The organism is Corynebacterium felinum (genome assembly GCF_030408755.1).
In the GTDB taxonomy this organism is placed as follows: domain Bacteria; phylum Actinomycetota; class Actinomycetes; order Mycobacteriales; family Mycobacteriaceae; genus Corynebacterium; species Corynebacterium felinum.
Window position 1 is genome coordinate 3,154,625 of sequence record NZ_CP047209.1, and the last position, 12,019, is coordinate 3,166,643.

At 53.5% G+C, this 12,019-nt stretch carries 13 protein-coding genes; 10 read left to right on the forward strand and 3 right to left on the reverse strand.

Features of this window, described 5'->3' with window-relative positions:
* Nucleotides 1-17: 17 nt before the first annotated feature.
* The 9 genes from CFELI_RS13240 (at nt 18) to CFELI_RS13280 (ending at nt 9,012) form a co-directional block, all read left to right on the forward strand.
* A complete protein-coding gene (locus tag CFELI_RS13240; RefSeq protein WP_277104411.1) occupies nt 18-833 on the forward strand; it encodes an SDR family NAD(P)-dependent oxidoreductase in 816 nt (271 codons plus the stop codon).
* Nucleotides 830-2,431: an AMP-binding protein gene (locus CFELI_RS13245; protein WP_277104410.1), complete on the forward strand. Its 1,602-nt coding sequence runs from the start codon at nt 830-832 to the stop codon at nt 2,429-2,431. The genes CFELI_RS13240 and CFELI_RS13245 overlap by 4 nt, the downstream gene beginning before the upstream one ends.
* A complete protein-coding gene (locus CFELI_RS13250) occupies nt 2,431-2,751 on the forward strand; it encodes a GNAT family protein (RefSeq protein WP_277104409.1) in 321 nt (106 codons plus the stop codon). The genes CFELI_RS13245 and CFELI_RS13250 overlap by 1 nt, the downstream gene beginning before the upstream one ends.
* On the forward strand, nt 2,748-3,164 hold the full coding sequence (locus CFELI_RS13255; protein ID WP_277104408.1) for a PaaI family thioesterase: 417 nt from the start codon (nt 2,748-2,750) through the stop codon (nt 3,162-3,164). Before CFELI_RS13250 ends, CFELI_RS13255 begins: the two co-directional genes overlap by 4 nt.
* A gap of 344 nt (nt 3,165-3,508) precedes the next feature.
* Nucleotides 3,509-4,918, forward strand: coding sequence for an aromatic ring-hydroxylating oxygenase subunit alpha (locus CFELI_RS13260; protein WP_277104407.1), 1,410 nt, complete (start codon nt 3,509-3,511; stop codon nt 4,916-4,918).
* Nucleotides 4,919-4,994: 76 nt separating this feature from the next.
* Entirely contained in the window at nt 4,995-5,609 is a 615-nt protein-coding gene (locus CFELI_RS13265; protein ID WP_277104406.1) for an aromatic-ring-hydroxylating dioxygenase subunit beta, read from the forward strand.
* Between the two features lie 18 nt (nt 5,610-5,627).
* A complete protein-coding gene (locus CFELI_RS13270) occupies nt 5,628-6,689 on the forward strand; it encodes a VOC family protein (protein WP_277104405.1) in 1,062 nt (353 codons plus the stop codon).
* A complete protein-coding gene (locus CFELI_RS13275; RefSeq protein WP_277104404.1) occupies nt 6,686-7,378 on the forward strand; it encodes a putative quinol monooxygenase in 693 nt (230 codons plus the stop codon). Before CFELI_RS13270 ends, CFELI_RS13275 begins: the two co-directional genes overlap by 4 nt.
* Nucleotides 7,379-7,587: 209 nt before the next feature.
* Nucleotides 7,588-9,012 carry an MFS transporter gene (locus tag CFELI_RS13280; RefSeq protein WP_277104403.1) on the forward strand — a complete coding sequence of 475 codons (1,425 nt, stop codon included), beginning with the start codon at nt 7,588-7,590 and terminating at the stop codon, nt 9,010-9,012.
* 99 nt (nt 9,013-9,111) lie between these two features.
* Here CFELI_RS13280 and CFELI_RS13285 read toward each other — a convergent pair whose 3' ends face one another.
* Both CFELI_RS13285 and CFELI_RS13290 read right to left on the reverse strand, forming a co-directional pair.
* Nucleotides 9,112-9,678: a VanZ family protein gene (locus tag CFELI_RS13285; RefSeq protein ID WP_277104402.1), complete on the reverse strand. Its 567-nt coding sequence runs from the start codon at nt 9,676-9,678 to the stop codon at nt 9,112-9,114.
* Nucleotides 9,675-10,091: a DUF2752 domain-containing protein gene (locus tag CFELI_RS13290; RefSeq protein WP_277104401.1), complete on the reverse strand. Its 417-nt coding sequence runs from the start codon at nt 10,089-10,091 to the stop codon at nt 9,675-9,677. Before CFELI_RS13290 ends, CFELI_RS13285 begins: the two co-directional genes overlap by 4 nt.
* A 236-nt stretch (nt 10,092-10,327) precedes the next feature.
* On the opposite strand from CFELI_RS13290, the gene CFELI_RS13295 reads away from it, so the two are divergent.
* The gene (locus CFELI_RS13295) at nt 10,328-10,726 is read left to right on the forward strand and encodes a hypothetical protein (RefSeq protein ID WP_277104400.1); all 399 of its coding nucleotides are present in this window, start codon (nt 10,328-10,330) and stop codon (nt 10,724-10,726) included.
* Between the two features lie 142 nt (nt 10,727-10,868).
* Here CFELI_RS13295 and CFELI_RS13300 read toward each other — a convergent pair whose 3' ends face one another.
* The gene (locus CFELI_RS13300; RefSeq protein WP_277104399.1) at nt 10,869-11,843 is read right to left on the reverse strand and encodes a DUF4440 domain-containing protein; all 975 of its coding nucleotides are present in this window, start codon (nt 11,841-11,843) and stop codon (nt 10,869-10,871) included.
* Between the last annotated feature and the right edge of the window lie 176 nt (nt 11,844-12,019).

A 12,019-nucleotide genomic window follows, 5' to 3' on the forward strand; every position in this document is an offset into this window, starting at 1 on the left:
TGAATGAAGGTACAGCAATGATTAAAGGACAGACTGCTTTTATTACAGGGGCAGGATCGGGACTAGGGGCGGCACTTGCCCGCAGGTTTGTTTCCGAAGGCGCCAACGTAGCTCTCGTTGATCTCGATCAACAACGAGCCCACGCTGTTGCCGATGAGCTCGATTCGGACAAGGTCCTCGCCCTAGGTGTTGATGTGCGTAGCTCGCAGGATCTTTATGCGGCGGTGGATGCGACCATGGCGAAGTTTGGCCAGATTGACACGGTTATTCCCAACGCTGGTATTTGGGATTACAACCGTTCCATCACTCGGCACAGTGGCGAAGAGCTCTCCGAGATTTTCGATGAGATTTTCTCCATCAACGTCAAAGGGTATCTACTCACCGTAGAAGCCACTTGGCGCAGGCTCATTCACAGCCGAGGGTCGATCATTATGACCTTGTCCAATGCTTCCTTCTACTCCGCCGGCGGGGGCCCTGTGTACACCGCAAGTAAATTTGCCGACCGCGGACTAGTCATGCAGTTCGCCTACGAGCTGGCACCCAAGGTACGCGTCAACGGGGTCGCGGTCGGCGGCATGCGCACTGATTTGCGTGGGCCGAAAACTATTGGGCTCGATTCCCGTAGTTTCGCAGATTCTCTTGACCGCTGGGGTTCATCCAACCCCTTTATTCCGCTCCATGACATTTCCACGGACCCAGCAACCTTTACTGGTCCGTATGTGATGCTTGCGAGCCCGAAGGAAGCCGGAAACATTACCGGAACGATTATTCATGCAGATGGTGGAATCTCTGCACGTGGATTCCGAACTGCTGCTGGAGGTGACGAATTATGATTGTGCAAGGTGTTTCGCACACTGCAGACAAAGTTGATATTAACCCTTGTTCCCAGATTGCTCGCCATGCGCACTACCAACCACATTTGGTTGCGCTGAACTACGAGGGCGAGGAGATTACTTACCAAGAACTCAAAGACACCATCGTGCGGTGGGCTGCTCACCTCGATGAGGCTGGCGTTCGCCAAGGTGATCGTGTGGCATATCTTGGTATGAATTCGCGGTCGTTCGTGTTCACCATGCTTGCCTCATGGTGGTTGGGGGCGACATTCATGCCCTTAAATTTCCGTTTGTCCGCACCGGAAATTTCCCAGCTGCTGATGCAGGGCACCCCTCACACCGTGGTGGTCGAAGGCCCTTATCTTCCGCAGGCGAAGCACATTTATGGAGTGGAGCGCCACCATGTCATTGTGATCGATGATGATCCTCACGCCCCTGTCGATGGCCGAGTTCCGTTGTACTGGCAGGCAAGCTCAGCGCTTTCTACATCCACCGATGCGGTGTCGAAGCCACGCCCGATGTCGATGACCGATCTGGCTTTGCTGCTGTTTACCTCTGGCACCACTGGTTTGCCTAAGGGTGTGCAGCTGACATTTGGTAATTTGTGGTGGAATTCGATCAACGTGGACACTATGGTCGATAGCCGCCCTGGTGATGTCACTTTGGCTACTGCGCCGTTGTTCCATGTGGGGGCGTTGAATTCCTTTGCGATTCGCGCTTTGGTGCGAGCCAATACATTGCTGATTCACCGCCATTTCGATCCGGCTCGCGTGCTGGAAGATATTGAAAAATATGCTGTGGGCTCGACGTTCATGGTCCCAGCGCAGCTTGAAGCGTTGTATGCGCATCCAAATTTTGCTTCCGCTACTTTGGATTCCATGCGTGCGACGATTTGTGCGGGTGCTCCTGTTCCACCGGTGTTGATTCGCCGCTATATGGAGAAGGGCATTAACGTGCAGCAGGCGTGGGGCTTGACCGAAACTGCGCCTTTTGCCACCTATTTGCCGCCGCATATGACGGAGAAGAAGGCTGGTTCCTGTGGTATTCCGATGCCCTATACCGAGGTGCGTCTTGTCGATCCTGACACTGGGGAGGATGTGCGCGAACCTGGTGTGACAGGTGAATTGTGGGTGCGTGGCCCAAACGTGGCCACGGGTTATTGGAATAACCCTGAGGTTACGCAAAAGTCGTACACTGCTGGTTGGTTCCACTCCGGCGATTTAGGGCACCGCGATGAAGACGGTTATTTCTACATTGTGGATCGTCTGAAGGATCTCATCATCACCGGTGGTGAGAATGTGTATCCTGCTGAGGTGGAGCGTGTTGTTGCTGAACTCGTGGGAGTTCGGGGCAATGCGGTTGTGGGCTTGCCGGATGCGAAGTGGGGTGAGATTGTGGTGTCGGTGATTCAGCCTGACCCTGATGCTGAGATTACGATCGATCAGCTCCGCGAGCACTGTGAGCGGCATTTGGCGCGCTATAAGCTTCCGAAGAAGCTTGTGCTTGTCGACGAAATTACCCGCAATTCCGCTGGAAAGATTGACAAAGTGGCGATCCGCCAAATGGTGCGAGAGCTCATGGACGAAGAGGTGGCCTGATGAATTTTCTGCCCATTGAATTATCTCCCCTGCGACACACCTACCCGTATGGCAAGAATGATCTGGAATTGACCTTTGGTTCCGCCGCTGAGATGCGTGCGGATGTGGAGCAGATTTTCTCCACCCACCCTGAGTGCAAGCGCATCGTGGTTGCTGTCAATGAGGGTGATCTTGATGCCATCCGCGAATGTGAGCGTGCTGGTTTGCGTTATGTTCTCGATGTTCAGCTGCGTGACGGGAAGGATCTTTCCCTCATGGTGGCCGAACAGGGCTGGGTGACCGAAGTAAATGAAGAAATTGAAGGGTTGAGCTTGTCATGAATTTTCTCCAGCAATGGGAAGATTTCTATTCCCGCGTCGATGATGTTGCTATCACGTTGAAGCTGTATCCCATTTCTGGGGATAAAGACCAGGTGCGTGTGGGTATGCCTATGCATAAGGCGATTACCCAGCCAGCAGGTATGTTCTCGGCACCAGCACTGTTCGGTTTGGCCGACATTACTGGCACATGGCTTGCCATGCAGAACGTCGAACCAGGGGTGTTCCCTCTCGCGGTCGGTTCTTCGGTCAATGTGGTATCTAATAAGAAGTCTGGCGATGCTATTGCCACCGCTGAGATTGTGCGTGCAGGTCGCACTGTGATCGTCACTGATACCACGATTCGTTCGTCTGAGGATGATTCAATCTTGGCAAAGGTAGTCACCACCTACACAGTTCCACAGCCTAAGAAGTAGCCTGCCGCCTGAGCCTGCCACGTTTGTATCCCATCCCCCCTTTCGCTGAAAGTTAGCACTTGCGCACTTTCGGGCGGAAGGGGGTTCTTTATGCGTCCAGTGGCAATAGATCTTTTCCTACGCATCAGGTGACACTATCGGGCGTCAACTCTGATTGTTTCCGGCCCGTTTTTGCCCAGCTCATAGTGTTTGCGTTCCGAACCTCGGAACAAAAACGCCCTTGTTACGTGATCTGGAATACATTTCCATCAATACCCTGTGGAGCACCTAAGCCACTCGTTATTTCCCACCAGTACCCAAAGTGCGTGCAGGTCACTGCACTATTTTCAAGGAGTAGCCCACTGATGTCTGATATTCGCGATCTCATCGATCCTGTCGGGGGATATGTTTCCGGAAAAATCTTCGTCGATGAAGATATCTATGCCCAAGAGTTGGAACAGATTTGGCAGCGCACGTGGGTTTTCCTCGCCCACGATTCGATGCTTGACAAGCGCGGAAGCTACATTCAAACCTATATCGGCCAAGACCCAGTGATTGTTGTTCGGCAAAAAGATGGAAGTATCAAAGCTTTCCTCAACCAGTGTCGTCACCGCGGAATGCGCATCTGCCGCGCCGACCGTGGGGTAGCCAAGGGATTCATGTGTTCTTTCCATGGCTGGGCTTATGACCTCGGTGGCGAATTGGTTAATATTCCGCACGAAGATACCGCATATCCAGCGGGAATCGATAAATCTAAGCTGTCGGCCATTCAGGTGCCGCGTTTAGAAAACTACAACGGTTTCATCTTCGGTTCGTGGGATGAAACCATCCCACCGCTGGAGGAGTATCTCGGCAACGCGAAGTACTATCTCGATGGCTACATCGACCGCTACGACGGCGGCATGGAAGCGATCGCTGTTCACAAGTGGGTTCTGCCCGCGAACTGGAAGTTTAATGTTGAACAGCCCACCTCCGACATGCAGCATTCCGAAATCTCCCACGTGTCTGCTGTGGAAGCTCTCGCCTCCGGTTCCGATACCTTTAACCGGAAAACTGGGCGCACTAAGATCCCAACAGGCCGCCAGTTTTTCAGCCCCTATGGTCATGGTGGCGCGTTCTTTGGCAAACGCGGCAAGGAAATCCCGAACACCGCACCAGCGTTGATTGAATGGGAAAACACTATCCGCGAGTCGATTGAAAGCAGATTGGGTGAGTACCGCGAAGTGCGTGGGCACATGAATGTGTTCCCGAATTTCATGCTATTGGGTAACTATACATTCCGCGTCACCCACCCACGCGGACCCAATGAGATGGAAATTTGGTCTTGGGCTTTTGTGCCTAAAGATGCTCCTGATGAGGTCAAAGAATCTATCCGTGTTGATGTGATGCGCACCTTCTCACCGGCCGGCATGTTTGAGCAAGACGATGCTGAAAACTGGGAAGAGATGCAGCGTATCCTCCAAGGGGCGAAAGCACGCACCACCGGCTTTACCTACAATATGCGTGGCGTTGCTCCCGCTACTGACGAGGATGGTTACCCCGGTAGTTCCACTGCACACGTCTATTCAGATAATGCGGCGCTGAACATGTATGGCTTCTATCGCGATTTGATGGAAGGGCATTCATGGGAAGAGTTAAAGAAGATGCGCGGGGGAGTAGCAGAAGTCGAAGACGCCGATTTCCAGGCTGTCATGCCCGATGACGCCACCGAGTTCCGTAATGTGCCAGCAGCTGTCGACGTCGATACGGCAGCAGCGCTCGCACAGCGCAGCTAAACACACACTTTTACCTTGCCTTTCCCTCTAGTCCACACCGCACACACAGCCCACCGCAATAAGGAGGACCCACCTGATGTCACACGACCACAGTCTGCCTGAGCACATCCCGCACAGCCCGGAAGAAAAACCTTTCCCCGTTGCTTTGAGCAAACTTCAGCTGAAAAACAGGATCGCCATAGATGCGCACACCGAACGTGCCATCACCCGATTCCTCTACGACGAAGCTGAACTCATCGACAACATGGAATGGGACGACTGGCTCACCTGCATGCACGACGACGTCTACTACTGGGCGCCGGTGCGCGAAAACCGCGTCGCCCGCGAACGCAAAGACGAATACTACAAGCAGGGAACTTCCGTCTATTTCGAAGAATCCAAAGAATTCCTCCGCCAGCGGGTGTACCGACTACAAACCAACATGGCGTGGGCGGAAGAACCGCCCAGCCGATCCCGCCACATGATCAGCAACATTCGCGTCGATGGACGCGAAGACGGCAATTTCGATGTGCGCTCCAATTTCTACATCTACCGCACCCGTGGCGAACGCAGCCAAGATGCAATCGCAGGTGAACGCCGCGACATCATCGTTCACGCACCCGATGCGCCATTTGGTTGGCTCATTTTGCACCGCGAAATCCGATTCGATATGTCCACCATTTTGGTAAAAAACTTAAGCCTCTTCTACTAGTGAGGACACCGTCACATCATGCTTAATACCACCGCACTCACACGGATCGGGGTTGTGGTTTCCAATCTCGACAAAGCGTTGGTTTCCTACGCGGAAATCTACGGGATCACCTCGTGGACTTTATCCGAAACCACCACCATTGATGCCCTAAGCTACGGCAGGAAAACACAACGCACCCCTGGGGTGTGGCGTAGCGCCATCGGCTACACCACACCCCACCACGACGGGGATGAAGCCTTATGCTTCGAGCTGATCCAGCCATTGTCTGGCGAGTCCCCCTTCCATGAATATCTGCGCACCAAACGCGAAGGGATCTGCTTCATTCAGGTTCAAGCAGAAGGCGAGGGCACTGTTGCGCAACACTTCGCCGCCCTTGATATTCCTTGCGTATACCAGGCGAGAGTAGATGGACATACTCGTTGTTTCTACGATACCCGCGCCCAGCTTGGCGGTTTCCTTATCGAGATGGTTACCACTGCTTCCCCTCTTCTTCGCGCGGATTCGGCCAGTGGCCACCTTGTAGAGTTGTCCCCTTCTAGCGCTTTTGGGCTGTTGCCTGCGCAAAAGATGTATCATTTCGGAGTTCTTGTTCACGATGTTATGCAGGCATTGCCGCATTATCGGGATATTTTTGGGATTAGGAGCTTCGACTGTAAAACCTGGGAAAAGGGATTCGGACGACTGGATGATCCGCAGTATCGCGGTACGAAGGTTGATCATGGCTACTTCACCGCTCAAGGTTTCGCGGGAAATTTCGGTTTCGAGATCATCCAATGTAACCACGGACCAAGCCATTACAATCGGGAATTTTTTGATATTCGTGGCCCCGGAATCCACCATGTTTTTACTACGCTTGCGCACAATGATCTTCAGTGGGAGGAAAATTGCGCTCGCATGGCCGGTGCTGGTTACCCGTTGTGCATGGGTTCAACGCTGGGCGGGCAGGCAGCAGAATTCGGATACTTCGATACCTTTGATGCGCTTGGTGGTTACTTGATTGAGGCGGTGATTCGGCGTCGTCAAGCACTGCCCGAGTTTCAGGCACCCGACTGGGTTGTGGACTTTGAGGAGTTGACATGATCCGCATACTCTTGCTTCTCGACGCCGCCCCGCCTGGGCTTGCTGAAGAATTACCGCAGCTTCGTGAGCAGGGTATTTCAGCGGAGTTGTATCGTTCCATCATGCCGGGCGAGAACAGCCATGCATTGATTCTTGGCCTCGACAGCGAGGAGCAGGCGGGGGCTTTTATCACCAACCTCTCTGAGTTCCCTGCCACAAAAGCTGTATTCACTAGCGCTGATATGGAGTGTTATCAGCAGCAGAATTTTCAGCTCATCTCCAATGTGTGGACACCAGACTCCCACCCTAACTCCGCACTTGCATGGCCTAGTCGAGGTAAAATTCGCATCCTCATACAGGGTTGCTACCAGCCGAATCCCGACATGGTGGCGTTAACCGCGCAGGAAGTACGCGATACACGTCGCGAACCAGGATGCGAGCAGTACACTTGGTTCGAAAATGTTGAACTGAAACACCATTGGATGCTTTTAGAATTGTGGTCTGATCAGCAGATTTATGATGCCCATTGGTTTGGTAGGGTGCGTTCAGTTGAGTATCGTGGCGATTCTGGGCGCGTACCTGCTACTCCCCACAGGGGTGCAGTATCGCGCGAGTTTTATCGCCAACAAGTCTTTGCATTCCGGTATGGGCGAGTAGAACCTGCCACTGCCGCCAACCTATCGCACACAATCGTTTGGCCAAACCCGTAGCCTTTCCCCTTCCCGTTGGGGCTGCTTACAGTGGCCTGAGATTACGCCGAGGCGCTTTTTCAGGCCATTTTCCTTTGTGGATTTCCACTGTTCAGGCGGCCTTTTTTCACTGCTTGTACCACTGTATGGAACACAATTGAAAATGAGTGTGTGGCCGGAACTACTCTCTGACTCATACTGTCACTCATCTCACACTTTTAGGATGTGTTATGTCTACTCAGTCACCGGACTTTACGTTGAACCCGCATGGCCCCGCAGCGGGCTCCACCGTGATCGTTGGTAACGACGATCCGAAGGAACGCCGCCGTGCCGTCCTTTCCAGTTTCTTGGGTTCTACCGTTGAATACTATGACTTCCTTTTGTACGCCGCAGCCGCAGGCTTGGTTTTCCCACAGCTGTTCTTCGGCGATCTTCCCCCTGCCCTAGGAACCACCCTTTCGTTTGCCATTCTTCTCATTGGCTACATTTCCCGCCCCATTGGTTCCATGGCTTTCGGCCACTTCGGCGATAAATACGGACGCAAGAATGTTCTTGTAATCACCCTGCTCACCATGGGTATTGTTTCTGTGGCAATCGGCCTGATGCCTTCTGCACAATCCATTGGTGTCGCTGCGCCTATCATGTTGGTTGTGCTGCGTACCGTCCAAGGTTTGGCTGTCGGTGGCGAGTGGGCTGGTGCCACACTGATGGCTATGGAGCACTCAAAGGAAGAAAATAAGGGCTTTGGTGCATCCTTGGCTATCGCCGGTGGCCCTGCCGGCGCAGTGTTGTCCACTCTGGTGCTCTCGATCTTCTCGATGATTTCTGGCGATAACTTCGCAAACCCTGAGCAGTACTTTGTCACCGACTGGGGGTGGCGTGTGCCGTTCCTGTTTTCCGCAGGCATCGTGATTTTTGGCCTGTACTTGCGTTCACGCGTGACGGAATCTCCTGAGTTTGAGGCTGCCCGCCTGCGCGGTGAGGTTCATACAGGTGTTCCTTTGATGAAGATGCTCAAGGATTCTCCTGGCGAGCTGGTTTTGGGTTCGCTTGCGGGTATGGCTGGTTTGTTCATTCAAGGTTTGCAGGCCTCGTTCATGGTTCCGTTTATCGTGAAGGCCACTGCGGATTCTGATTCTCCTATTTCTCGCGCCGACGGTTTGATGATGGTCACCATCGGTTCGTTTATCGCTATTTTCATGATGCCGTTCCTGGCATTCCTGTCAGATAAGTTCGGTCGTCGTCGGGTGATGCTTGCTGGTGGCGCGGTGTCGGTTACTGGCTTGTGGATCGTCATCAACATGATCGAGACGGGTAACCCTGGGCTTGTCTGGGCTGGCCTGATTTTGATGGTGAGTGTGGTTCAGCCTGCCCAGTACGGACCTATTGGCGCGTTCTTGTCTGAGAAGTTTGATGCGGCGCACCGCTACACCGGTGCCGGCATTTCTTTCCAAGTGGCGTCGATTCTGGGTGCCGGTACTGCACCATTGATTGCCAACCGTATTGTTTCGGAGTCTTCTGGCCTGACCCCAGTTGCTATCTATGCCACGGTGCTGTTTGCTATTTCTTCGTTTGCGATTTGGCGCTCAAAGGAAACTGCCCATGTGGAAACTCACGAAGAGCGCTTCCAAGAAACTGCGGTGTTCAAAGCGTAGTTTTCTTGCACTTTCGTTGAAGCCGTACATGTCGAGTGCCCAACTCGGTGTGTGCGGCTTTTCGTGTCAGTGTGGTGAAATCGGTCAGTGCCGTTCCGGCTAGGGCTGGGCGCTGTCGAATAGTAGGAGGGCGATGAATATGCCGCTGGTGGCTACTGCGATGGTGGTCCACAGCCGGTGGGCGCTGCGGCCGAATGCTGTGACGATGCTTGCGCCGAGGAAGCCGCCGAGGGTGTTGCACCAGAGGTCATCGATGTCGGTGCGGCCGAGGGCGAAGATGTATTGGCTGGATTCAATGAGTAGGCTGAATAGGAATGAGTAGCCAGTTGCTTTAATGATGCGGTGGTTGTGCCTGGCGAGGAGTACTGCGGTCATCATGCCGAAGGGGATGAAGAATCCGATGTTTCCTATGGTGTCGAAGAGGGGTGCGAACCAGTTGCGGGAGTGGAAGAAGAGGTCGAAGGGCTGGAGTTCGAGGTTGCGTACGCGTTGCCGTTGGGGTACCCAGAGTCCGCCGATGCTGAAGAAGGATTTGAGGGTGGTGAGGGTGATGATGACGCAGACGATGCCGGTGAAGGCTATTTTTTGGGCACGGGTGGGTGCGGGTGTGTGGGTGGTGTGGTTTTTGTGGGGTTGTTGTGGTGTGTTGCTTTCTGTGTCGCTCATGGGGTTTGGAGGGGTGGGTAGATGAGGCGGATGAGAAACCATGCGGTGAGTATTGTGATGACGGTGTGTGGGGTGTAGCGCCATCGTGTCCAGTGTGTCCAGCGGGGGAGTGTGTAGCCGAGTGTTGTGAGCATCCAGTTGATCCACGCCCAGGTGAGCATGAGGGTTGCGAGGAGGGCGATTGCGTTGTAGTGGAGTGCGGCGGTGATGTTGCCGTGGGTGAGGGAGTAAAGCATGCGGGTGGTGCCGCAGACTGGGCAGTCGATTCCGAGGAGTGTTTTGGTGGGGCAGCGGGGCAGGATGCTGTCGGGTTCGGTGGGATTTGCAATGGCGATGATGATGCATCCGCAGATGGCGGTTCCGGCGACGAGCAGTGGCCCGGTGGGGCGGTGTTCGAGGCTGCGGGTGCTCATGGTCGCTCCTTGTGGTGCGTTGGGGTTTAGGTGTGCGTGTCCTAGCTTACTGAGTTTTGGGTTGGTGGTTTTGTTTGAGGGTCGGGTTCTAGCACTCCCCCTATGTAGGTGTAGCAGGGTGTGTGGTTATAGTAGGTGTGCTTTCTTTTGTGGGTTTTACGTGGCAGAATCAGGGTGTTATTGAAACAGTTTTGTGTTTCATTTTCACGCTTTTCCCGGTATTTTTTGGAGGCTTTATGTCGAAGGTTCGTCTCGGTGCTATTGCGCTTGCTGCTGCGTTTTCGGTAGCTGTTTCCCCGATGGCTGTTGCGCAGGATGCTGCTCCTGCTGATCAGACCCCACAGACTGCTCCTGCGCAGTCTGGTGCTGAGAGCAAGTCTCCTGTTGATGTGTTGTCTTCTGTGTTGAGCAACAAGGATGTTCAAAACTTGATCAATGATCAGCGCGCTGATGCGTTTGCCAAGGAGTGGGGTTCTGCTGGTAAGACGGCTTTGTCTGCTGCGCGCAATCCTGGTGCTGCTATTGCGGTGACTGTGCTTACTGCTTTGGTGGGCATTGGGTCGACCGTGGGCATTATTGGTGGTGCGATTGCTGGTTTGGTCAATCTGATCAAGAAGACTTTCCGCCTGCCATAAGTGGCTGCGTGCGTGCATGTTTAAAAGGGTTGGGGCAGTGTGTGCTCCAACCCTTTTTTGTGCTGCTTATGCGTGTCGACGTCGTCACGCTAGACTCGTTTCCCGCGCACGGTTGGCGCGGGGTTAAAGGCTGCGGTGGTGTTTAGCCCTCGGGCATTGCCGAGGAGTGGTGGCTTGAGATCTTCCACTGATTGCCGTCCCACTTGTAGGTGTAGGTGAAGCGGGCGGATACGGTTGTGCCATCTTCATACTTGAAGGTGTACAAGCCGGCATCGGTGGCGGTGTTGCAGCCCTTGGTGGTCCAGCGTTGGTCGATGGTTCCTACGGGCTTTTTCTCCAGCCAGTGCGCGAAGTAGTCTTCTTTTTCCGCTGCGGTGAAACGCAGCTTGTTCGATACCGTGGGCAGCAGAAGCGACTGCTCGCCATAAAGTTTTGCTACTTCGGCTGCGTTGCCTGTTTGCAGTGCGGCATTCCAGGTATCAAAGAGTCCGGTGATTTCGGTATCTTCTGCAACCGCGCACGTGCCTCCTGAAAGATCTGGGGCAGGTGAGCCGGTGCTTCCTGTAGCCACGGGCATGTTCACGTCCGCGCCTTCTTCAGGCATGGCGGAGGAGTGGTGAGTGGTGATCTTCCATTCATCACCTTCGAGGCCATAGACGAAGGTGTAGCGTGCGGGCACTTTAGTACCGTCGGCGTAGGTGAAGGTGTAGGTTCCGGCGTCGATAGCGTAGTCGCAGTCGATTTCAATCCAGCGTTCGTTGACCACACCGGAGGGTTTTTTCTCCAGCCAGTGAGCGAAATAGTCTTCTTTTTCCGCTGCTGTTGTGCGCGGCTGGTTTGAAACAGTGGGCAAAAGTACAGATTCGCTGGCGTAGTTTTCCATGACCTTTTTCGCATCGCCGCTTTCAAGGTCTTCATTCCAGCGTTCAAAAAGTGCGGCGATTTCCGCTTCTGTTGTTGCCTTGCAGGAATCTTTCTCAGCGGCAACATCTTCGGTGGTCATAGTACCGGCATCAGCTGCGGTGGTTTCGCTAGTGCTGGTGGTGGGGGCTTGGCTACAGCCGGTTAACACTAGCGATAAAGCTGCGGCACAACCGAATGCGTACTTGATTTTCAATGCACTAATCCTTCCGAGATTTTATGGAGAAAAGCAGAAGTTTCTTGGCCAATACTTTTATTATAGTGCGCTTTTACCGACCCCGCTAGACAATTAGCAATTTTCAGACAATATTTATGCTAAAACTAGGCTAAATGCAATTTATTCACATTTTTCGCCATTTTTCGCGAATTAGT